Below are 21,597 nucleotides of genomic sequence, written 5' to 3'. Positions count from 1 at the left end.
CTATAGGTTGTGGCGGGGTTGAAGGAGGTTGATCGACGATGGTTCAGACTTTGTGGGCTGTTGCAGATCTGCATGCTGCTGTACGAGCTAATGGTGGTCGCATCGATACGATTCAGCCTCATGATCCTTCTGATTGGCTCATTGTTGCTGGAGATGTGGCTGAGCGTACGTCGGTTGTGATTGATGTGCTTCATGAGCTTCGGCAACGCTTTGCCACGGTTATTTGGGTGCCAGGAAATCACGAACTTTTTTGTCGTAGCAGTGATCGCTTTCAGGGCAGGGCGAAGTATGACGAATTGGTGCGGAGGTGTCGCCAAATTGATGTGCTAACGCCTGAGGATCCGTATCCAGTTTTTCACGGCGTAACAGTGGTACCGCTTTTTACTCTCTATGACTATTCGTTTCGGCCAGAAGGCCTGACGATTGAGGCTGCGTTGCAATCTGCACATGACAAGCAACTCGTGCTAACTGATCAGTTTGCTATTGCGCCTTTTGTGGATATTCGCGCTTGGTGTTGGGACCGTTTGGCGTATTCGGTACACCGCTTAAGTAGGGAACGCGGACCGAAGATCCTTATTAATCACTGGCCCTTGGTCCAAGAACCAGTATCTGAACTTCCGATTCCTGAGATTGGGTTGTGGTGCGGCACTCGGCACACACGCTCGTGGCCGGTTCGGTATAGCGCTACCACCGTTGTGTATGGGCACCTCCATGTGCCGAATGAGCGCATTATCGACGGAGTTCGTCACGTAGAAGTCTCGCTTGGTTACCCGCATCAATGGTCACAAAATATCGCAGATCGTTTGTGGCCGTTTCCCGTCATGACCTCGGAGGTGGCGGCATGATAGCAGGTAATAATAGCGAGTATGCCCTGGATTCGAGGTTGTTCCCGCAATCAGCTCGTAGTACTGCATTATTGGTTCCAAGGCATACACCGGATTTATCAAATTTTAATAGATTGCATGTTTTAGAAAAAGCACAGGTGAAAAATGCGGTTGCCGTTCGCCGTGCTGAGTTTGGTGACGCACGTTGGTGTGCACATCAAAGTTTGCGCAAGTTGGGTCTATATGATCATCCGGCAATTTTACGCGGTGAACGGGGTATGCCTTTGTGGCCGGTTGGCATTGCTGGATCTTTAACGCATACGGAGGGTTTGAGGGCGGCTGTTGTTGCGCCGACTACTGAAGTAGCTTCTATGGGCATTGATGCAGAGATCGCTGAGGAGTTGCCTGGCGGTATTTTGGGTTCAATTGCGCGGCCCAATGAAATCGCCATGTTGGATGATCTGCGTGCTAGAGGTTTATTATTCGCTGATCGGTTGTTGTTTTGTGCCAAAGAAGCCACCTATAAGGCTTGGTTCCCGATTACTCAACGATGGCTGGATTTTGATCAGGCAGAAATTGATATTAGGGCCGATGGCACGTTTATTTCTTATTTGCTCATTCGGCCCACCCCGTTTCCTTTTATCGAAGGAAAGTGGGCAATACATGATGGCTATGTCGTAGCAACCACTGTCATCCCCGCGATGGGTTAAAGAGTCGATGGACGTGCCACAAATATGGTGGCTAGCCGTTTGCCTTGTTCTTTTACCAAGGCGATAGCACGTCCATGAGGATCGACCGCTGCATGGATTCCTTTCAGACCGCGTGGAGTGAGCCATTTGCCCATGGCGAGATCACTCGCCTCTTTTTCTGAAACAGAAAGAACTGGGTAGCTCGCTGCTAATGCTTGGTCAAGGGTCAAAGATACGTGTGGGTTTTCTTCCAATTTTTCGAGTGTTACAGCATTATCGAGCGTAAACGGTCCTACCTGTGTTCGTCGTAACGCGGTTAAGTGCCCACCTACTCCGAGTTCTTCGCCGAGATCACGGGCTAGTGACCGAATGTAGGTTCCGGAAGAACAATCAACTTCTACGTCGATGTCGATGAAAGCTGCGTCTCGACGAATCTCTAAAATGTCATACCGAGAAATGGTGACCGGCCGTGCTGGAATTTCTACTTTTTCACCTTCTCGTACGCGTTGATGCGCTCTTTTCCCATCTATCTTGATAGCGCTCACTGCGGCAGGACGTTGCATGATAGATCCCCGAAACTGCTTAACGGCATCGGAGATCTTGGTTTCGGTGATTGCTGCCAGTTGATCTGGTGAAGCTGAAGCGATCGTTTCGCCTTCACGGTCGTCGGTAGTAGTAGCAGCACCGAGACGAATAGTGGCCGCATAGGACTTTGTGGACGCAACCATATGTGCTAGGAATTTGGTCCCGCGCTCTAGTCCCAATACGAGCACTCCTGTAGCCATAGGGTCGAGGGTTCCGGCATGACCCACCTTTTTGGTGGAAAAGGTCCGACGGATTTTAGAAACAACGTCGTGGGAGGTCATTCCTTCGGGTTTGTCGACAATCACAAGGCCTGAGTTTGCGAGGGCATCATTCATAGATGACAGTCTATGGCTTAAAGTGGATCAGGTGGACATTTGGCACAGATTAGAAGATATTCCAGCAGACTTGAAAGCCTCAGTTATCACCATTGGCGTATTCGATGGTGTTCACCGTGGTCACCGAACCCTTGTAGCAGCAGCGACTGATCGAGCACAAGCATTGGGAGTTCCTAGTGTGCTCGTGACGTTTAACCCGCATCCGTTGTCGGTCCTGCGACCTGACAAGATGCCTCCATTGCTGGGAACGGTAAATCAGCGAGCAGATTTAGCAGAATCTTTAGGCGTTGATCACATGTTCGCTATGAATTTCACTGCGGAACTCTCGCACTTGTCGCCTGAAGAATTTTTCTGTTCTGTGATCAAAGACAAACTCAATGCTCAAGCAGTAGTAGTAGGAAAGAATTTTACTTTCGGGTACAAAGCTGCAGGTACGACAGACACTCTGAAAGCATTAGGGGAGAAGTACGGAGTCGAGATCTACGTACTGGATCTACTGACGGAAAATGGTGATGTAGTGTCCTCCACCGCTATTCGATCGGATTTGCTGGAGGGGAATATTCGCCGTGCGAACTGGGGCCTTGGCCGTGAATTCTCTGTCCACGGCGATGTGGTGCGTGGAGCCGGTCGTGGCGGCAAAGAACTCGGTTTTCCAACTGCCAACCTTTATTTTCCTGATAGTATCGCGTTGCCAGAAGACGGTGTCTATGCAGGTTGGCTCACTGTCACGTCTTCGGCGCCCATTGATGGCGACATGGTGCGTGGAGTGCGGTATCCGGCTGCAATTTCAGTCGGACACAATCCTACGTTCGGCGATAAGCGTCGCAGCGTAGAGTCATTTGTACTCGACCGCCATGCCGATCTTTATGGGCATTCCATAGTCGTAGAGTTCGTTGATCGGATTCGTCCGATGGTCAAATTTGATGGCATTGATGAGTTGCTTGTTGCCATTGAAAATGATGTAACTCAAACGCGTGCCATATTGCATATCTAAATCCATCCCCTCCGAACGCAGCTAAAGGACCGTCGAGATGAAAAAAATTATCCTTGATTTGGACACTGGTATCGATGATGCTCTGGCATTGGCCTATACGTTAGGTTCTCCTGAACTTGATCTCATCGGTGTGACCGCCACTTATGGAAACGTCTTGGTAGAAACAGGCGTACGAAACGATCTTGCTCTTCTTGAACTTTTCGGGCGTAGCGACGTTCCTGTTTTTGCTGGTGAACCGCATGCGCTGGCGAAAGATGGCTTTGAAGTTCTGGAAATCTCTGCATTCATCCATGGCAAAAATGGGATTGGTGAGGCCGAGGTTGCGGAACCAGTTGGTGTTGTACAGGAACTCAGCGCGGTCGATTTCTTGATTGAATCCGTTGAGCGTTACGGAGATGAACTCATCATTGTTCCCACTGGCGCAATGACCAACATAGCTGCAGCTATGAAAAAGAGTGAGACTTTTGCAAGGGATGCACAGATCGTATTTATGGGTGGTGCGCTTACGGTTCCTGGCAATGTCAGTCAGTGGGCAGAAGCAAATGTCAATCAAGACCCTGAGGCTGCGGATATCATGGTGCGCAATGCCGGAGATATTACGATGGTGGGCCTTGATGTGACTCTGCAAACGCTTCTCACGTATGCGGAAACCGCTACGTGGCGAGCGCTTGGTACACCTGCTGGCAATTTCTTGGCTGATGCGACGGACTATTACATCAAGGCATATGACACCACAGCCCCTCACCTTGGCGGCTGTGGTTTGCACGATCCATTAGCTGTGGGTGTCGCAATCGATCCATCGCTGGTGACCTTGGTACCTATTAACCTCAAAGTGGACACTGAGGGGCCCACACGTGGACGTACCATTGGTGACGAAGTCCGCCTTAACGATCCACATAAGAACTGCAAGGTTGCTGTTGGGGTAGACGTCGATCGATTCCTCAAGGAATTCATGGAACGAATTACTCGGGTTGCTCAAGGTAGCAATGTGCGATGATGAAATAGATATTTAGAAAAATGATACGGCAGCGGCACACTATGTGCTAAGCTGCTCGAGGTTCTTTTACTGCGGTTCACAGCAGTGAGGTTCCGTGTTCTTTTTATGATTATTTTGTAGCTAGAGCACTGATTTTTATGTGGACTGAAATATTAACTAGGAGTTTTACTCATGGCTTTGAGCACTGAGCAGAAGAAATCCATCTTGGCTGAGTACGGCCTTCACGAGACCGACACCGGTTCTCCAGAGGCTCAGGTTGCGTTGCTTTCCGCACGCATCAACCAGCTGACCGAGCACCTGAAGTTCCACAAGCACGATCACCACTCTCGTCGTGGTCTGCTGTTGTTGGTTGGTCGCCGCAAGGGTCTGCTGAAGTACTTGGCTGACAACAACGTTGATCGTTACCGTGACCTGATCGCACGTTTGGGTCTGCGTCGATAATCAGCTTTGCTGTTATCTGGTTGTATTAACAACCTTGCCGCCTGAGGTCTTAGCAAGTGTGCTGAGATTTTAGGCGGCTTTCTTAGTTTGTTCATGCTAGAGTTTGATCGTTGCCATAAGAAGAATGAATTTTCGGCAAGCAAGCGACACCGATGATCGCATGCACGAAAAATTAAGAGGAGAAGCCCACTTTGAGCACAAAGCCTTCCAACGTCGTCTTTAACATTGACGAGGAATTTGGAATCACCGAGGCAATCGCAACTATCGATAACGGTGATTTTGGAAAGCGCACCATCCGTTTTGAGACCGGCCAGTTGGCACGCCAAGCAGACGGATCAGTTACAACCTATCTTGACGACGACACGATGTTGTTGGCAACGACCACGGCATCTAATCAGCCACGTGAAGGATTCGATTTCTTCCCGCTGACAGTCGACGTTGAAGAGCGTATGTACGCAGCTGGTAGGATCCCAGGATCGTTCTTCCGTCGTGAAGGCCGCCCTTCCACCGAGGCAATCTTGGCTTGCCGTTTGATCGACCGCCCGCTGCGCCCCACCTTTGTTAAGGGGCTACGCAACGAGGTTCAGGTAGTTATCACTGTTCTTTCCGTAAACCCGCAAGACATGTACGATGTCGTGGCAATTAACGGTGCCTCTGCAGCAACTCAGTTGTCTGGTTTGCCGGTTTCTGGTCCTGTTGGCGGTGTCCGAATGGCACTGATCGCAGACGATGCTCACCCTAAGGGGCAGTGGATTGCTTTCCCTACTCATGAACAGCATGAACAAGCACTCTTTGAGCTCGTCGTAGCAGGACGTATTGTCTCGAAGAAGCAAGGTAAAAAGACCGTTGATGATGTTGCCATCATGATGGTTGAGGCTGGTGCTACTGAGCAGGTTGTAGATCGAGTTAAAGCTGGAGCCCCAGCTCCTACAGAATCTGTGGTTGCAGAAGGTCTTGAGGCTGCTAAACCATTCATTGAGGTTCTTTGCCGTGCGCAGGCTGGATTGGCCGAGCGTGCAGCCAAGGAAACCCAAGAATTCCCACTCTTCCCGCCATACACTGACGTTGTTTACGATGCAGTGGAGAAGAAGGTTTCTAAGAAACTGCGTTCGTTGCTCACGATCAAGTCCAAGCAAGATCGTGATGAGGCAACCAATGCTTACATGGAAGAAATCGAAGCAGATCTGATTGCTCAGCTCGGATCTGATGATGAGGCGGCTGCATCTAAGGCAATTCGTGCAGCATACAATGCTGTAATGAAGAAGATTGTCCGTCATATGATCTTGACGGAATACTTCCGCATCGACGGTCGCGGTGTCACCGATATTCGTGATTTAGGTGTGGAAGTTGACCTCATCCCACGCGCTCATGGGTCGTCCTTGTTCGAGCGTGGCGAGACTCAGATTCTGGGTGTGACCACTCTCGATATGCTCAAGATGGAGCAGCAGATCGATTCATTGACTCCGGCAACTTCGAAGCGTTATATCCACCACTACAACTTCCCACCGTATTCCACTGGTGAAACTGGCCGTGTTGGCTCACCTAAGCGTCGCGAAATTGGCCACGGTGCTTTGGCTGAGCGTGCACTGGTTCCTGTGATCCCAAGTCGTGAAGAGTTCCCTTATGCAATCCGACAGGTGTCTGAGGCTTTGGGTTCGAACGGCTCTACCTCGATGGGCTCTGTATGTGCGTCCACCTTGTCTTTGTACAACGCAGGTGTACCGTTGAAGGCTCCCGTTGCTGGTATTGCGATGGGCTTGGTGTCTGATGAAGTAGACGGTGAGACTCGTTATGTCGCTTTGACTGACATCTTGGGTGCAGAAGACGCCTTTGGTGATATGGACTTCAAGGTTGCTGGTACTCGCCAGTTCATTACCGCTTTGCAGCTAGATACAAAGCTTGATGGCATTCCTTCTGAGGTGCTTGCTCAGGCACTATCCCAAGCGAATGATGCGCGTAACACCATTTTGGATACGATGGCAGAAGTAATCGAAACTCCAGATGAGATGAGCGACTACGCGCCACGTATTACTGCGATTACCGTTCCAGTGAACAAGATCGGTGAGGTTATCGGTCCAAAGGGCAAGACCATTAACTCTATTACCGAAGAAACTGGCGCTAGCATTTCTATTGAAGAAGACGGCACAGTTTATGTTTCGGCCGCCAGCGGTGCTGCTGCAGAGGCTGCAATCGAAAAGATTAACGCTATCGCTAACCCACAGCTGCCTAAGGTCGGAGAGCGTTTCCTCGGCACTGTCGTAAAGACCACTGCATTTGGGGCTTTCGTATCCTTGCTGCCAGGACGCGACGGACTGGTTCACATCTCCAAGCTTGGTGGTGGCAAGCGTATCGAAAAGGTTGAAGATGTAGTCAACGTGGGAGATAAACTCGAGGTTGAAATCCTAGATATTGACAACCGCGGCAAGATTTCCTTGGCTCCAGTGAAAAACGAGGACTAAATTCTCGGTGATCTAAACCATACTCAAGCCCCTTGCCTCAGCTTCTAGAGGGATTCCCTAGGAAAGCTGGGCAAGGGGCTTGAGTATTTCTGTGTCGTTGTAGACTGGAATGCATTCGTGTGTGATGCATGCGCTCATGCTGAGGCGACCGATAATTTTAAGGATAGGAAGAGGAGAATATGGCGATCAAAGTAGGCGTATTAGGAGCCCAAGGCCGAGTCGGACAAGCAATTGTCGCCGGTGTAACGGCGGCTGATGATTTGGAACTTGTTGCTGAGGTTGATCGCGGCGATAGTCTTGATGCGCTTGTGCAATCGGGAGCGGAAGTTATCGTCGATTTCACAACTCCTGACTCCGTCATGGACAATCTAGAGTTCTGTATTTCACACGGAATTCATTGCGTCGTAGGAACCACAGGTTTTACTCCTGAGCGTTTAGAAATCGTCAAAAAATGGGCGGAAGAAAAGGGCAACACTGGTGTTCTTATTGCGCCGAATTTTGCTATTTCAGCTGTTCTCACTATGGCTTTTGCTCGTCAAGCAGCTCGATTCTTCGATTCCGCAGAAGTAGTTGAATACCATCACCCTAATAAATTGGATGCGCCATCAGGCACCGCTATTCACACAGCTGAAGGTATTGCGCAGGCGCGTCGTGAAGCCGGAATGCCAACACAGCCTGATGCCACCGAACAATCTCTTGACGGTGCGCGCGGTTCAGATGTTAATGGTGTGAAAGTCCACGCGGTAAGGATGACCGGAATGGTAGCTCATGAAGAAGTAATTTTTGGTGGTCCTGGTCAATCGCTAACGATTCGCCAAGATTCCTACGATCGAACCTCTTTTGTGCCAGGCGTATTGGTCGGAGTGCGAAATGTTGCTCAGCATCTCGGTCTTACGGTCGGACTTGAGCACTACTTGGACATCTAATGGCACAACAGTCTTTGCTTGATGTTCAGCTGGTGGCATGTAGTACTTTTACTACGCCATCTGGGGTCGACTGGAAAGTGGATTCCGCAGCAACAGATTCTGAAGCACTAGTCGAATTTGCTGGTCGGGCTTGTTATGAAACTTTTGACAAGCCTAATCCTCGAACTGCAGCTAATGACGCCTATATCCGGCACATTATGGAGGTAGGGCATATGGCGTTGTTAGAACACCCGACAGCAACTGTGTACATTCGAGGGCTTTCACGCTCTGCTACTCACGAGCTTGTTCGGCATCGGCACTTCTCGTTTTCTCAACTTTCACAACGGTTTGTGCATAGTGATGAAACACATGTGGTCATACCACCATTGATCGATAATGATCCACAGCTCAGAGAACTCTTTCTTAGCACCGTTGATGAGGCGCGGTTTGCCTATTCCGAACTGATGACGGCATTAGACAATAAAATAGCCGATGAACCTAATGCGATCTTGCGACGCAAACAGGCTCGTCAAGCTGCACGGTCGATACTACCCAATGCGACAGAATCGCGCATCGTGGTGACAGGAAATTTCCGAGCATGGCGTCACTTCATCGGTATGCGTGCAACCGAACACGCCGATGTTGAAATCCGAAGCCTTGCTGTTCGATGCCTCGAGATCTTAAAAGAAAAAGCGCCGACGGTATTTTCCGATTTTGAAACTTCAGTGCTCTCAGATGGATCGATTATGGCGACGAGTCCATACGTAACTGATTATTAAATCGTGAGAAAATGTCGATATTTCGGTGAAATGTCGACATAATGATTACTTATCGCCTATAAACGGGTAACCTTGACCACCATGAGCACAGGTTTGACAGCGAACAACGGAATCGAAGAGTTTGGAACTATCGCAGTGGCGATGGTAACTCCTTTTGATGCTAATGGAGCTCTTGACATAAAAGCTGGTCAAAAGCTGGCAGCTCACCTTGTGAGCAATGGCATTGATTCCTTAGTACTCGCTGGCACGACGGGCGAGTCACCCACTACATCGTTGGAAGAAAAAATCGACCTGCTCAAGGCCGTCAAAGCGGAGGTAGGGGATAGCGCCAAGCTTATAGCCGGCGCTGGAACCAATAACACCGCAGCTTCGGTCGAGATGGCTCGGGCCTCAGCAGAGGCCGGAGCTGATGCTTTGCTGGTTGTTACCCCTTACTACTCTAAGCCGAGTCAAGAAGGTATCTATCAGCATTTCCGCACAGTTTCGGAGGCGACAGACCTGCCGATTTGTGCGTATGACATCCCTCCACGTTCTGTGGTACCCATCGCACCGGATACCTTGTGTCGATTGGCTGCGTTGCCAACGATTAAAGCTGTAAAGGATGCTAAAGGAGATATTACAGCTGCCACGACGCTTATTGCAGAGACTGGACTGGCATGGTACTCGGGCGATGATCCGCTTAATCTGCCATGGTTGTCGGTAGGTGCAACTGGTTTTATTTCGGTGATTGGTCACTTGGCACCACAGTTACTGCGAGAGATGTACACAAACTTTAATCAGGGCAATCTTGAGAAAGCTCGAGAGATTAATGCCCAACTAACACCATTAGTTGCTGCTCAAGCTCGTTTGGGTGGCGTTTCTTTGGCAAAAGCAGGTTTGCGTTTGCAAGGAATTGAGGTTGGAGATCCCCGTCTTCCTATTGTGGCTCCTAGTGAGTCCGAGATTGAGGATCTTCGCCGTGATATGAATAAAACTGGAGTATTGTAAATATGACTGAACCTCGTAGCCGTGCGCGCAAGGTTACCCGTAAAGCTGGACCTCCGGAAGCTGCGGAGACGCCAGTTTTCCAAGCACCTGATTCTACTGCGACGGCTGAGCCGGCAGATTCTGCCGTAAAGAACTCCGAAAAGGCTGAAAAAGATTCTTCTGCGGAGTCTTCACGAAACAACCGCGGACGCAACGCTCAGCGCGGTGGTCGTAATCGTCGCGGAAATGGTTCTTCTAATCGTTCTTCACAATCGAAGAACAACCAGTCCAACAATAGAGGACGACGCACCCCTGTGAAATCGATGCAGGGTGCAGATCTTACGCAGAGGCTGCCTGAGCCACCTAAGGCTCCGAAGAATGGTCTGCGCATTTATGCCTTGGGTGGTATTTCTGAGATTGGTCGTAACATGACCGTCTTCGAGTACAACAATCGTTTGTTGATCGTTGACTGTGGCGTTTTGTTCCCGTCATCGGGTGAGCCGGGAGTGGACCTAATTCTTCCGGACTTTGGACCGATCGAGAATAAGCTCGACAAAGTTGATGCTTTGGTGATTACTCACGGTCACGAAGACCACATCGGTGCAATTCCATGGTTGCTTAAGATGCGTCCGGATATGCCGATTTTGGCTTCCAAGTTCACTATGGCATTGATTGCTGCAAAGTGCCGTGAGCATCGTCAGCGTCCGAAGCTCATTGAAGTGAACGAGAAATCGGATATCAACCGCGGTCCGTTCAACATTCGCTTCTGGGCAGTCAACCACTCGATTCCTGATTGCCTCGGCGTTGCTATTAAGACTGGTGCCGGATTGGTTATTCATACTGGCGACGTGAAGCTTGATCAGACCCCACCAGATGGTCGCCCAACCGACTTGCCTACACTTTCTCGCTTCGGTGATGAGGGAGTGGATTTGCTTCTTTGTGAGTCAACCAATGCAACTGTTCCGGGATTCTCCGGTTCTGAAGCAGACGTCGCTCCAACTTTGAAGCGCCTGATCAGTGATGCAAAGCAACGTGTTATCTTGGCGTCATTCGCATCAAACGTCTATCGCGTTCAGGCAGCCGTTGATGCGGCTGTTGCTGCGGGTCGTAAGGTAGCGTTCAATGGACGCTCCATGATTCGAAACATGGAAATCGCCGAGAAGATGGGCTATTTGAAAGCACCTCGCGGCACCATTGTCAGCATGGATGATGCAGCCAAGATGGCGCCGCACAAGGTTGTACTGATCACAACTGGTACCCAAGGCGAACCTATGGCAGCTTTGTCGCGTATGGCACGTCGTGAGCATCGACAAATCACTGTTCGCGATGGTGATTTGATCATTCTGTCGTCTTCATTGGTTCCAGGTAACGAAGAAGCAGTTTTCGGTGTAATGAATATGCTGTCCCAGATTGGTGCGACTGTGGTAACTGGCCGTGATGCCAAGGTCCACACCTCGGGACACGGATTCGCCGGAGAGCTGTTGTTCCTATACAACGCTGCTCGTCCTAAGAACGTCATGCCGGTTCACGGCGAATGGCGACACCTGCGGGCTAACAAGGAACTGGCTATTTCCACCGGTGTAGAAGCAGACCGAGTTGTATTAGCTCAAAACGGTGTTGTAGTTGACCTTGTTGATGGTCGTGCTCGTGTTGTTGGTCAGATGCAGGTTGGACACCTATATGTTGATGGTGTGACCATGGGCGATATTGATGCTGAAGTTTTGGAAGAACGTACTTCCTTGGGTGAAGGCGGCTTGATCGCTATTACCGCAGTTATTGATTCGCGTACTGCTCGATTGCTTGAACGTCCGACAGTCCAAGCCAAGGGATTCTCTGAAGACGCAGTAGCGATGATGCCAGAGGTAACTGAGCTGGTTGAAAAGACGATGAACGATCTGGCTGCAGAAGGCGAAAATGATCCATATCGTATGGTTCAGCAGTTGCGCCGTCGTGTTTCACGATTCGTCGAGCAGAAGTGGCGTCGTAAGCCAATGATTATGCCAACGGTCATCCCGACTACATCAGCGACCATCGATATCGATGACGCTGATGTGCGTGCGAGCCGCGAAAGTCAGTAGTTCCTAGTTACTGATTAATCCCTCGGAGGTTGTCGCTTTGCTAAAGGCAACTTTTGGGGGATTTTTTATCTCTACAATGGATCAAATGAACCTAGCAACTAGCGAACGCGCCCAATTGGCTACTTTACTTTTAGAAAAAGGGCCAAATTTTCCAACACTGTGTGATGATTGGAATACTCAAGAATTGGCAGCGCACCTCCTTATACGAGAAAGTCGTCCTTGGATTGCCGCCGGAATGTTCCTTCCAGGTGGGAACCGTATTGTTGCCGATGCGATGGGAAAAATAACTCAGCAACCCTTTGAGCATGTAGTTGCGCAATGGATGAAGGGGCCGAAATGGGGATACCTAGGAAGATACCTTGATTCGGTCGCTAATCGGATCGAGCACTTTGTGCACCATGAGGACGTGCGCCGTGGCGAAACCACGGTAGGGCAGTGGCAAAATCTAGATCTATTGCCCTGTAACGCAAAGCCGCGTGTCTTATCCGAGCGGCATTCAGCAGAACTTTATGACGCTATGCGATGGGTTGCCCCACTCTTGCTGCGCCGTTCTGCCTGTCCGGTGGTCATTGAACCGATAGGATTCCCGCGTTTGGTCGTTGCTGACACAGGAGTTGTGTCGACGCGAGGGGATTGTGTGGTTCATGTCCGTGGGGATATCGGGGAAGTGGTTTTGTGGATTTTAGGCCGTAACCAAGTGGATCTGTTCGTTGATGGACCCACACACTTACTTAAAAAGTCAAGTCTATAGCATAGATTCAAAAATCTTTTGCAGTTTAGTGTTGTGAATGTGATGAATGTGACTTAACCGTCTAAGCTGGAGACCATGACTGCCAGAAGCAATTCCTCTTCCTCGGGGACCTCCTCGAATAAGCGACCGCGTACGAGCGGTAGTTCACCGAGCTCGAAATCGCGTAGAGGTTCTGGTAGTGGTCCCGCTGGGCACAGTCGAAAAACTACTTCGGCAGTGAGTTATCCAACTAGTTCGGCTCGACGTGCATCGGAAACGTCTGAAGAACGTACGGGCAGTGCCTTTCGTGCTGTCGGCTCCGGCCTCGGCACTTTAGTTTCTGCTACTGCACATGGCGTGGGGTCGGTAACGCGTGCGGTGGCTCGGACGCTGCATAGGGAACACGACGATGAAGAATTCGACGCCGTGGACGATGCGTTCTCTTCTGAAGAAACTGTTGCCACAAATAGGAAAAGAAAACCGTCAAGAATGACGAAGACTAAAAAAAATCTCTTTGATGACGACATCGAAGATCAGCACGATGATTTTGATGAAGAAGCCGGCTTAGGGCGTTTTACGTTAGCGCTTAGTGATGAATCCGTCGATAGTATTGGTTTAATCCTTATTGCATTGGCATTCATCGTGGGAGCCTCGGTGTGGTTTGATATCGCGGGCCCAATTGGTGCTGCGATTGCAGCAGGCGTTCACTTCGTCATTGGGGCGGGGGCATTAATTCTGCCTTTGGCGCTTGTCGCGATAGCCATTGCCTTGATGCTGGGCAAGTTGCCCGAGCCTGATCATCAGCCACGACTGGTATTAGGGACAAGCGTGATCGTCATTTCCATGCTTGGCCTCATTCACTTGTTTGCGGGCGACCCTGCGGACTGGCAGGGGCGTACGCATGCGGGAGGAATTGTAGGTGCCTATTCGGGTGGAATGATCGCTCGCGGATTTTCTGTTTATCTTGCTATTCCGCTTTTGGTGCTCGTGATTATTTATGGTGCGCTGCGCATTAATAACGTCACGGTGAAAGAGCTTTTTGAAGCTATTCAAAACACCGTACAAGGTCTTCGTGACGACTCAGAGGACGAAGACGATCCACTTTATGCCGATGCCGACGCAGAGATCGAGGCTCGAAGCCGTGGAGAAAAACTGCATCGTCCACAGCCACGGCGCGAAAAACCCCGCCCGGCTCCAGAGCGGAGACGAATGAGTGCGCCGCTTGTCGACGACGTCGACGAAGACGTGGATTCTCGCCCGCTTTTCGACGCCCCCGGCACAGCGCAGCCACAAAAGAGTTCTGTTGAAACTCAGCGTGCTGCGCGAGATGTATCTGAGACCGACGAATTCCCTGCAGTAGATGAGCCTACTGTTGTAGTTCCGCGAAAGCCGAGCGCTCCGCCGATGAGCCTTCCACAGACCCCAGTTACTGATGTGGAAGCTGCAGCAGATGTGGTTGCGGCTGGGCGAAAAGCCGTTCAAGATGCTGTTAAGGCCCGAGAAGCCCACAACGTGAGTGCAGCGCCGGCTCCTTCTACTCCGGCTCAACCATATGAGGCACCGGAATCGCATTATGCTGTGCCAAGTACACAGCTATTAATTCCTGGAAAAGAAGCAAAGACCCATTCAGAGGCGAATGATCGGATGATCGAAGCTATTTCTGATGTGTTTGCTGAGTTTAAAGTTGATGCCCATGTCACCGGTTTCTCTCGTGGTCCAACAGTGACACGATATGAAGTGGAGCTGGGACCTGGTGTTAAGGTTTCAAAGATCACGAATTTGCAGTCGAACTTGGCTTACGCAGTTGCAACTGACAACGTTCGACTTTTGACACCTATCCCTGGTAAGTCAGCGGTGGGAATCGAAGTCCCCAACACAGATCGCGAAATGGTCCGCTTGGGTGATGTTCTAAATTCGGAGAACGTGCATTCGGATCATGATCCGATGTTGATTGGACTTGGTAAAGATATTGAAGGCGACTTCGTAGCACATTCAGTGCAGAAGATGCCTCACTTATTGGTTGCAGGTTCTACTGGTTCGGGTAAATCTGCATTTGTTAACTCCTTGCTGGTGTCACTTCTTACTAGGGCCACACCGGAAGACGTTCGTCTCATCCTAGTGGATCCAAAGATGGTGGAATTGACACCCTATGAGGGAATTCCACATCTGATTACGCCAATTATCACTCAGCCAAAGAAAGCGGCCGCAGCGCTTCAGTGGTTGGTCGAAGAAATGGAGCAGCGCTACATGGACATGAAGTCCACGCGCGTGCGCCATATTAAAGACTTCAATCGAAAAGTTAAGTCAGGCGAAATCCAAGCACCTTTGGGATCTCAGCGGGAATACCATCCTTATCCTTATATCGTCTGCGTGGTCGACGAGCTTGCCGACTTGATGATGACCGCACCTAAGGAGATCGAGGATTCCATTGTTCGCATTACGCAAAAAGCACGTGCTGCAGGTATCCACTTGGTCCTAGCTACCCAGCGTCCTTCAGTTGACGTCGTTACGGGCTTGATTAAGACCAACGTTCCGTCGCGACTCGCCTTCGCGACGTCCTCTTTGACTGACTCTAGAGTGATCCTGGACCAGGCTGGTGCTGAAAAGCTGATCGGTATGGGTGATGGTTTGTTTATCCCGCAGGGCGGACGTCCACAGCGTATCCAGGGTGCGTTTGTAACTGATGAAGAAATCCAAGCAGTCGTGGATGCTGCAAAGGCTCAAGGCGAGCCAAACTACACCGAAGGTGTAACCGAAGATAAAGCCGCTGAAGCTAAAAAAGATATTGATGCCGATATTGGCAACGATCTAGAAGATCTATTGCAGGCAGTGGAATTGGTTGTTACTGCGCAATTAGGGTCAACTTCGATGTTGCAACGTAAATTGCGTATTGGCTTCGCCAAAGCCGGTCGCCTTATGGATTTGATGGAAACACGTGGCATTGTGGGACCATCCGAGGGGTCAAAAGCCCGCGAGGTCTTGGTCAAACCTGAAGAGTTAGAGACAACTCTGTGGATGATTAAAGGTGCTAAGCCAGAAGATGCTCCAAAGGAGGATGATTGGCAATCAGCAGACTCAGGAGTTTCTGATGCTTCGGATCCATCGCATGGCGAACGTGCTGCGTATAACCCTTCAAGTAATGCTTTTTAAGTCGGATTTTTAACTGTAGTGCTGCGATGACATGCACTGATGATTCCCTAGGTGCGGTGGGATGATGTGATCGGCTACACTGTCGGACTGTAGTTGGAGGGGAGTACCCCACCCACGGCATTGATCGTCAACACGGTTACCATGCGAGAATTCTCGTACGATCCCGGTCATGTCGGTTTACTTTGATTTTAGGTTATTTGCTCAAGCAGGCCGGATCAGAGTGAGCGGGGGAGACCTCCGGTTCATCTGCTCAACGATTGAGACCGGAGGTGTCTTTTATATGGAAGTAAATGCTGTGACATGGGTGATCACCATTGCGGTGATTGCAGGTTTTTTCGTATTTGATTTCTTTTCTCATGTACGTACCCCACACGAACCAACGCTTAAAGAATCAGCACTGTGGTCTGTATTTTATGTCGTGCTCGCTTGTGCGTTCGGCGTGTTTTTGTGGCTGACGTGGGGAGAACCTGGCAACCCTCATCAACACGGAATCGAGTTTTTCACCGGTTATGTAACCGAAAAGGCTCTGAGTGTTGATAACCTCTTTGTTTTTGCGCTCATCATGGGCGCATTTAAAATTCCGCGACAGTATCAGCAGAAAGTACTGTTGATTGGCATTGCTTTGGCCTTGGTCTTTAGGCTTGTGTTTATTCTGCTCGGAGCCGCTGTCATCCAAGCATGGTCGGATGTGTTTTATCTTTTCGGCATCTTCTTGCTTTACACCGCACTGAAGCTTATTTGGGACGAGGTAACCGATAAGCCGGAGACTGATCCAAGTGACATGCGAATTATCAAATGGTTGCGCAAAGTCGTGCATGTTACCCCGAATTATGAGAAGGATCATCTCTACATTCATCAAAAGGGTAAGTTTGCATTAACGCCGTTGTTTATCGCCCTCGTTGCGATTGGCATGATCGACTTGATGTTTGCATTCGACTCGATTCCCGCAATTTACGGTATTACTCAAGAGCCATACGTTGTGTTTACTACTAACGCTTTTGCGCTCTTGGGATTGCGCCAAATGTATTTCTTGCTGGATGGGCTATTAGATCGTCTTGTCTATCTGGCTTATGGCCTCGGACTTATTCTGGCTTTCATCGGTGCCAAGTTGTTGTTACATGCAATGCATGAAAATAAGCTTCCATTCGTCAATGGTGGAGAGCCCATTGCTGTTCCAGAAATTGCCACACACTGGTCGCTTGTTGTGATTGTAGGCATTTTGGCGATCACGATTGTTGCCTCAATCATTAAGTCGAAGCGTGATGATACTCAAGGTGTTGTTCGATAAGTACTACTCGCTTGACAGTTGAAGCCGTTGACCGCTGTCTGGAGCAGGCAGATCAACGGCTTCAACTATTTCGATTGAAATTTTAGGCACCAAAAACGTTTAACACTGGATTCCATGTATGAACCGTTCGCTTTGAGATAGCCCCTTCGGAGTAGAAGGGGTCTTTGTCCATGAGTGCCTGGGCGTCGTCGATAGTTGCAGATTCTGGCAAAGAGATGACGAGCAGTGCTCCACCATTGCCATCGATAAATGGTCCAGAACCAATAAGAACACCGTCGTTTTTTAATTCGGCACAAAATTCGCGGTGGCGTGGACGATGCTCCGCAATTTTGGGGCTACTGGGGTCGTATTCGTAGAGAAATGCATATGTGGTCATAGCGAACATGGTAGTAGGCAGAGAAGAAAAAGGGGGAGAGTACTCCGAAGACGATGTGTGGTAGTACATAAGATTTTGTTTTGAGGGTAGTGTGAGTGAGTGTGAAACAGGAGCGCGAAAATACGTCAGAGCACAGCACACCATCTAATTGGAACGTTCCTAATGTGCTAACGAGTTTGAGAATCATTGTGATTCCGTTGTTTGCATGGTTTGTTCTTCAAAGTGATGGTCACATCACGCGATGGTTATGGTGGGCTTTTGGAACCTTTGTGGCGTTGATGATCACTGACAAACTTGATGGAGATATAGCACGCGCCAAAAATCTAGTCACAAATTTTGGGAAAATTGCGGATCCGATTGCCGATAAAGCCCTGATGATTACCGCTTTAGTAACTCTCAATATCATCGGTTTAGTACCGTGGTGGATAACGATTGTCATCGTCGTACGTGAGCTCGGTATTACTTTGTGGCGTTTCTTTGAGCTCAAGAAAGGCAACGTGGTGCCGGCAAGTAAGGGGGGTAAAATTAAGACCACTTTGCAGGCTTTTGCCGTGGCACTCTATCTCTTGCCGTTGCCTGATGCGGTGCAGCCGATTCAGTTCTTTGTAATGCTGTGTGCGGTTGTGGTGACTGTCGTAACGGGAGTTCAATATCTAATCGATGCTAAGAAGCTAAAAAATGCTTGACGACGCCACCCAAGCTGCTGTCACCCGTATGGTCGATAAATTAAAACAGCAGAATTGCACGATCTCTACGTGCGAATCGCTTACTGCTGGGCTTATGGCGGCAACTATCGCCAATTTACCGGGAAGCAGTCAAGTACTGCGAGGTGGATTGATTACCTATGCTACAGATTCGAAAGTCTCAGTAGCAGGTGTACCCGTCGCTACTGTAGAGGAACATGGTCCGGTCTCTTGGCAATGCGCTGAAGCTATGGCGATCGGAGCTAAGCGACAATTTCAATCGCAATGGGCTGTTTCTTTAACAGGTGTAGCTGGACCAGCTACACAATGCGGACAACCTGTAGGAACCGGGTGGATTGGAGTTGCGCTGCCTAACGGAACAGTGAAATCAAAATTGGTTGCTGATATTTTATGTGGTCCTAGACAAGTCGTTGCTGGTGACCGTCAAACGATTCGATTGGCAGCTGTGCGGGCCGCTGCGATGTGGATAACAGATCTGTTAACGACTCGAGTACACGAAGGAAAATTGAGCTTATAAGACTCAATGATTCCGTGGCATGATGTGTACATTGATTAATGTTGGGAACAAACTAGACACGATCGGCGTTTGACTATTTGATGATGAAATACACTGCGGTACTTGACAAGCCTGTGACAGGGAACGAAACAACCGGATCTTTACCGGAACCCTTGCTTCGTGAGGCTCTAGGTGCTGCTCTGCGTGCTTTTAGAGCAGACAAAGGGATTACACTTCGTGAACTGGCAGAAACTTCACGTGTGTCTCCTGGCTATCTGTCGGAGTTAGAACGTGGGCGTAAAGAGGTTTCTTCGGAACTCCTTGCCTCTGTATGTCATGCGCTTGGCACCTCAGTTTCTGATGTCCTCATTGAAGCTGCTGGCACCATGGCAATGCGCTCAGCTGAAGCCGATCTAGTTAGAGTGTCTTAGTGGCTGTTACCCACTGCGCTACTATAGCTTTGCGTGGTTTTCACAAGATTTATAAAAAGTTTCATCACTAATTGATGTGCTGCAGTCTTCAATATGTGCAGCGAATACATAATGAAAGGGCGATACGTCGATGGCGAATCCATTTTCTAAAGCATGGAAATACCTCATGGCTTTGTTTGATTCGAAAATTGAAGAGAACGCTGATCCAAAGGTACAGATTCAACAGGCTATCGAAGACGCCCAGAGGCAACATCAAGAGTTGTCTCAGCAAGCTGCAGCTGTGATCGGTAACCAGCGTCAGTTGGAGATGCAGCTCAACCGCCGTCTCGCGGAAATTGAAAAACTCCAAGGAAATACCCGTCAGGCAATCCAGTTGGCTGACAAAGCTCGTGCAGAGGGAAACATTCAGAAGGCAACTGAGTATGAAAATGCTGCAGAAGCGTTTGCGGCTCAGCTCGTTACTGCTGAACAAGGCGTAGAAGATACCAAACAGCTTCATGATCAAGCGCTCCAGCAGGCTGACGCAGCGAAAAAGGCTGTAGAGCGTAATGCTATGGTTTTGCAGCAAAAGGTGGTCGAGCGTACTAAACTTCTGAGCCAGCTCGAGCAGGCAAAGATGCAGGAAAAGGTCGCAGAGTCTATTCAGTCTATGAATTCGATTTCCAACCGTGACACCCCTAATCTTGATCAGGTTCGTGAGAAGATCGAACGTCGATACGCAAATGCCTTGGGCACTGCTGAACTAGCTCAAAACTCTGTTCAGGGACGAATGGCAGAAGTGGAACAAGCGGGAATTCAACTCGCGGGTCATTCTCGCCTAGAACAAATTCGTGCTGAGATGTCTGGTGGTCAACTAGGTGCCGGGAATTCCGCCACGCAACAGTCGATTGAATCTGCACAACAGGCTACGCCAAGTGCTGCTGATGATGCGGTAGCGCGGAAAATGCGTGAGCTTCGCGGAGAAGCTTAGAGCTTTATAGATAGATAGTGCGGATCCACACTCTTGTGGGTCCGCACTATCTTTTTTAGTCCCCAGCTCCGCGTGCCATTAGAGCATCCGCAATCGATCGAGCTCGATTAATGGAACGAATCATCACAGGGGTACCGAGAGCCGTCAGTGAGAACGCAACACCACGTGCCTTTCGGGCATCAAGGACCTCATTAACGGTGTTGAGCATTAGAGGCAGAAGCCGGAGCGTGAGCGAAAAGGCCAAGACTACTGATTCTACTGGGAAGCCATATTTTTTCAGGGGCTGGAGTGCAGTTTCAAGCGCATCCATCATGGATGCAAGTGTCGACGTGAGCGTGACGAGCACCGCAGCTATTAAACCTGCGTAGATAGTAAGCACTAAACTTGATGAATAGAACGCTCCACGTTGCCACCATTGAAATGCGCCCAGAGTTAGTAAAACTGGCAAGGGAAGCCACAATTGTGACCATGCCACGGGCAAAGGGATTTTCGCCACGAAGTAAAGCGAGACTGCCACAACACAGGAACTTAGTGCTCGAAGGGGAGTGGTTCCCCATATAGTCGAGACAACGATAAAGACAATCAGAATGCCGAGTTTAACCAGTGGCGGCGTTTTGTGGACAACTGATTCTCCAGGAACATATGTGCCTAAAGGTATGGATTGGATCATAGGGGATTCGCCTTCATTAAGGCCTTGTAGTGATGAATAACCTTAGACGGAGTTCCATCAGCCACGATGGCACCATCATTGATGCAAATCACGCGATCAAAGTCGGCAAGGAAATCTAAATCATGTGTCACAACAATCAGTTGTTGCTGTAATTGTGCAAATTCTTTCCTGATGCGTTCACGATTGCGCATATCCAAAAGCGTTGTCGGTTCGTCCGCAATAATGACATTTGGTTGAATTACTAATACTGCAGCTAGGGCTAGTAATTGTTTTTGACCACCAGAAAGAAGATGCGGCGATTGTTCAGCATGATCTTCGAGATTAAAACGTACCAGCATGTCATTGACTCGCTGTTCACGTTCGGTTTTACTGAGTTTAAGTCGACGTAACGAAAAAGCAATGTCATCTTTGACAGTAGGCATGACGATTTGGTTTTCGGCGTCAGAAAACACGAATCCAACAACTCGTCGGATGTTTTTCCCATCTTTGGCGACACACATGTCGTCGACGGTTACAGTGCCGCTCGACGGTTGGCCTAACCCGTTGATTAAACGTACGAGTGAAGATTTTCCGCTTCCATTGGCACCAATGATGCCAATTCGTTGCTCACTAAGGGTAAGCGAAATATTGTTAAGAATGCACTTGTCATCAAAGCGGACCGTGACATCCTGAAAAGAAATTGTAGGCATAGTATTTTCTATGAATGCAGTAATGAATAAAGCAGCGGTAT

The 21,597-nt window shown here is 49.4% G+C and carries 21 protein-coding genes; 17 read left to right on the top strand and 4 right to left on the bottom strand.

Annotated elements, in window-relative coordinates:
- Window positions 1–38: 38 nt before the first annotated feature.
- Together AT687_RS07205 and AT687_RS07200 are read left to right on the top strand one after the other, a co-directional pair.
- The gene (locus AT687_RS07205; protein WP_014302052.1) at window positions 39–845 is read left to right on the top strand and encodes a metallophosphoesterase family protein; all 807 of its coding nucleotides are present in this window, start codon (window positions 39–41) and stop codon (window positions 843–845) included.
- A complete protein-coding gene (locus AT687_RS07200) occupies window positions 842–1,534 on the top strand; it encodes a 4'-phosphopantetheinyl transferase family protein (RefSeq protein WP_010935090.1) in 693 nt (230 codons plus the stop codon). The genes AT687_RS07205 and AT687_RS07200 overlap by 4 nt, the downstream gene beginning before the upstream one ends.
- Here the strand turns inward: AT687_RS07200 and truB are convergent.
- Window positions 1,531–2,433, bottom strand: a complete 903-nt coding sequence (truB, locus tag AT687_RS07195) for a tRNA pseudouridine(55) synthase TruB (RefSeq protein ID WP_014307015.1) — start codon at window positions 2,431–2,433, stop codon at window positions 1,531–1,533. The two genes, AT687_RS07200 and truB, sit on opposite strands and share 4 nt — an antisense overlap.
- A gap of 22 nt (window positions 2,434–2,455) precedes the next feature.
- Here truB and AT687_RS07190 point away from each other — a divergent pair, with 22 nt between their 5' ends.
- The 11 genes from AT687_RS07190 (at window position 2,456) to AT687_RS07140 (ending at window position 17,220) form a co-directional block, all read left to right on the top strand.
- Window positions 2,456–3,427, top strand: coding sequence for a bifunctional riboflavin kinase/FAD synthetase (locus AT687_RS07190; protein ID WP_014307014.1), 972 nt, complete (start codon window positions 2,456–2,458; stop codon window positions 3,425–3,427).
- Window positions 3,428–3,464: 37 nt separating this feature from the next.
- Window positions 3,465–4,424, top strand: a complete 960-nt coding sequence (locus AT687_RS07185; RefSeq protein WP_003851913.1) for a nucleoside hydrolase — start codon at window positions 3,465–3,467, stop codon at window positions 4,422–4,424.
- A 171-nt stretch (window positions 4,425–4,595) separates the two neighbouring features.
- On the top strand, window positions 4,596–4,865 hold the full coding sequence (rpsO, locus tag AT687_RS07180; RefSeq protein ID WP_003851911.1) for a 30S ribosomal protein S15: 270 nt from the start codon (window positions 4,596–4,598) through the stop codon (window positions 4,863–4,865).
- Window positions 4,866–5,056: 191 nt separating this feature from the next.
- Complete coding sequence (locus AT687_RS07175) at window positions 5,057–7,324, top strand: polyribonucleotide nucleotidyltransferase (protein WP_003851907.1); 2,268 nt, start codon at window positions 5,057–5,059, stop codon at window positions 7,322–7,324.
- A gap of 179 nt (window positions 7,325–7,503) precedes the next feature.
- The gene (gene dapB / locus AT687_RS07170) at window positions 7,504–8,250 is read left to right on the top strand and encodes a 4-hydroxy-tetrahydrodipicolinate reductase (protein ID WP_014310524.1); all 747 of its coding nucleotides are present in this window, start codon (window positions 7,504–7,506) and stop codon (window positions 8,248–8,250) included.
- Complete coding sequence (gene thyX, locus AT687_RS07165; protein WP_003851903.1) at window positions 8,250–9,008, top strand: FAD-dependent thymidylate synthase; 759 nt, start codon at window positions 8,250–8,252, stop codon at window positions 9,006–9,008. Before dapB ends, thyX begins: the two co-directional genes overlap by 1 nt.
- 81 nt (window positions 9,009–9,089) lie before the next feature.
- Window positions 9,090–9,995, top strand: coding sequence for a 4-hydroxy-tetrahydrodipicolinate synthase (gene dapA, locus AT687_RS07160; protein ID WP_014319144.1), 906 nt, complete (start codon window positions 9,090–9,092; stop codon window positions 9,993–9,995).
- A 2-nt stretch (window positions 9,996–9,997) separates the two neighbouring features.
- The gene (locus tag AT687_RS07155; RefSeq protein WP_014319143.1) at window positions 9,998–12,052 is read left to right on the top strand and encodes a ribonuclease J; all 2,055 of its coding nucleotides are present in this window, start codon (window positions 9,998–10,000) and stop codon (window positions 12,050–12,052) included.
- 85 nt (window positions 12,053–12,137) lie between these two features.
- Window positions 12,138–12,803: a TIGR03085 family metal-binding protein gene (locus AT687_RS07150; protein ID WP_021335090.1), complete on the top strand. Its 666-nt coding sequence runs from the start codon at window positions 12,138–12,140 to the stop codon at window positions 12,801–12,803.
- 75 nt (window positions 12,804–12,878) lie between these two features.
- On the top strand, window positions 12,879–15,932 hold the full coding sequence (locus AT687_RS07145; RefSeq protein WP_014310521.1) for an FtsK/SpoIIIE family DNA translocase: 3,054 nt from the start codon (window positions 12,879–12,881) through the stop codon (window positions 15,930–15,932).
- Between the two features lie 280 nt (window positions 15,933–16,212).
- Window positions 16,213–17,220: a TerC family protein gene (locus AT687_RS07140; protein WP_014303536.1), complete on the top strand. Its 1,008-nt coding sequence runs from the start codon at window positions 16,213–16,215 to the stop codon at window positions 17,218–17,220.
- 82 nt (window positions 17,221–17,302) lie between these two features.
- On the opposite strand, the gene AT687_RS07135 is transcribed toward AT687_RS07140, so the two are convergent.
- Entirely contained in the window at window positions 17,303–17,596 is a 294-nt protein-coding gene (locus AT687_RS07135; protein ID WP_014303535.1) for a YciI family protein, read from the bottom strand.
- A 95-nt stretch (window positions 17,597–17,691) separates the two neighbouring features.
- On the opposite strand from AT687_RS07135, the gene pgsA reads away from it, so the two are divergent.
- From pgsA to AT687_RS07115, 4 genes are all read left to right on the top strand, one after another.
- Window positions 17,692–18,282 carry a CDP-diacylglycerol--glycerol-3-phosphate 3-phosphatidyltransferase gene (gene pgsA, locus AT687_RS07130; RefSeq protein ID WP_010935077.1) on the top strand — a complete coding sequence of 197 codons (591 nt, stop codon included), beginning with the start codon at window positions 17,692–17,694 and terminating at the stop codon, window positions 18,280–18,282.
- Window positions 18,275–18,817, top strand: coding sequence for a CinA family protein (locus AT687_RS07125; RefSeq protein ID WP_014319142.1), 543 nt, complete (start codon window positions 18,275–18,277; stop codon window positions 18,815–18,817). The genes pgsA and AT687_RS07125 overlap by 8 nt, the downstream gene beginning before the upstream one ends.
- An 80-nt stretch (window positions 18,818–18,897) precedes the next feature.
- A complete protein-coding gene (locus tag AT687_RS07120; protein WP_003851888.1) occupies window positions 18,898–19,227 on the top strand; it encodes a helix-turn-helix domain-containing protein in 330 nt (109 codons plus the stop codon).
- Window positions 19,228–19,357: 130 nt separating this feature from the next.
- Window positions 19,358–20,197, top strand: coding sequence for a PspA/IM30 family protein (locus AT687_RS07115; RefSeq protein WP_014310519.1), 840 nt, complete (start codon window positions 19,358–19,360; stop codon window positions 20,195–20,197).
- Between the two features lie 55 nt (window positions 20,198–20,252).
- Here AT687_RS07115 and AT687_RS07110 read toward each other — a convergent pair whose 3' ends face one another.
- Both AT687_RS07110 and AT687_RS07105 read right to left on the bottom strand, forming a co-directional pair.
- Window positions 20,253–20,867 carry an energy-coupling factor transporter transmembrane component T family protein gene (locus AT687_RS07110; protein WP_003851882.1) on the bottom strand — a complete coding sequence of 205 codons (615 nt, stop codon included), beginning with the start codon at window positions 20,865–20,867 and terminating at the stop codon, window positions 20,253–20,255.
- Window positions 20,864–21,556: an energy-coupling factor ABC transporter ATP-binding protein gene (locus AT687_RS07105; protein WP_003851880.1), complete on the bottom strand. Its 693-nt coding sequence runs from the start codon at window positions 21,554–21,556 to the stop codon at window positions 20,864–20,866. Before AT687_RS07105 ends, AT687_RS07110 begins: the two co-directional genes overlap by 4 nt.
- Window positions 21,557–21,597: the final 41 nt, after the last annotated feature.

The sequence above is a fragment of the Corynebacterium diphtheriae genome (assembly GCF_001457455.1).
Classification (GTDB): domain Bacteria; phylum Actinomycetota; class Actinomycetes; order Mycobacteriales; family Mycobacteriaceae; genus Corynebacterium; species Corynebacterium diphtheriae.
The sequence above is the reverse complement of the archived record's forward strand: the minus strand, read 5'-3'. Positions and strand labels throughout refer to the sequence as shown.

Bases quoted from the DNA above. Each gene is read 5' to 3' on its own strand.
- AT687_RS07205 (WP_014302052.1), top strand. From the start codon at position 39: ATGGTTCAGACTTTGTGGGCTGTTGCAGATCTGCATGCTGCTGTACGA.
- AT687_RS07200 (WP_010935090.1), top strand. From the start codon at position 842: ATGATAGCAGGTAATAATAGCGAGTATGCCCTGGATTCGAGGTTGTTC.
- truB (WP_014307015.1), bottom strand. From the start codon at position 2,433: ATGAATGATGCCCTCGCAAACTCAGGCCTTGTGATTGTCGACAAACCC.
- AT687_RS07185 (WP_003851913.1), top strand. From the start codon at position 3,465: ATGAAAAAAATTATCCTTGATTTGGACACTGGTATCGATGATGCTCTG.
- rpsO (WP_003851911.1), top strand. From the start codon at position 4,596: ATGGCTTTGAGCACTGAGCAGAAGAAATCCATCTTGGCTGAGTACGGC.
- dapB (WP_014310524.1), top strand. From the start codon at position 7,504: ATGGCGATCAAAGTAGGCGTATTAGGAGCCCAAGGCCGAGTCGGACAA.
- thyX (WP_003851903.1), top strand. From the start codon at position 8,250: ATGGCACAACAGTCTTTGCTTGATGTTCAGCTGGTGGCATGTAGTACT.
- dapA (WP_014319144.1), top strand. From the start codon at position 9,090: ATGAGCACAGGTTTGACAGCGAACAACGGAATCGAAGAGTTTGGAACT.
- AT687_RS07155 (WP_014319143.1), top strand. From the start codon at position 9,998: ATGACTGAACCTCGTAGCCGTGCGCGCAAGGTTACCCGTAAAGCTGGA.
- AT687_RS07150 (WP_021335090.1), top strand. From the start codon at position 12,138: ATGAACCTAGCAACTAGCGAACGCGCCCAATTGGCTACTTTACTTTTA.
- AT687_RS07145 (WP_014310521.1), top strand. From the start codon at position 12,879: ATGACTGCCAGAAGCAATTCCTCTTCCTCGGGGACCTCCTCGAATAAG.
- AT687_RS07140 (WP_014303536.1), top strand. From the start codon at position 16,213: ATGGAAGTAAATGCTGTGACATGGGTGATCACCATTGCGGTGATTGCA.
- AT687_RS07135 (WP_014303535.1), bottom strand. From the start codon at position 17,596: ATGACCACATATGCATTTCTCTACGAATACGACCCCAGTAGCCCCAAA.
- AT687_RS07125 (WP_014319142.1), top strand. From the start codon at position 18,275: ATGCTTGACGACGCCACCCAAGCTGCTGTCACCCGTATGGTCGATAAA.
- AT687_RS07120 (WP_003851888.1), top strand. From the start codon at position 18,898: ATGATGAAATACACTGCGGTACTTGACAAGCCTGTGACAGGGAACGAA.
- AT687_RS07115 (WP_014310519.1), top strand. From the start codon at position 19,358: ATGGCGAATCCATTTTCTAAAGCATGGAAATACCTCATGGCTTTGTTT.
- AT687_RS07110 (WP_003851882.1), bottom strand. From the start codon at position 20,867: ATGATCCAATCCATACCTTTAGGCACATATGTTCCTGGAGAATCAGTT.
- AT687_RS07105 (WP_003851880.1), bottom strand. From the start codon at position 21,556: ATGCCTACAATTTCTTTTCAGGATGTCACGGTCCGCTTTGATGACAAG.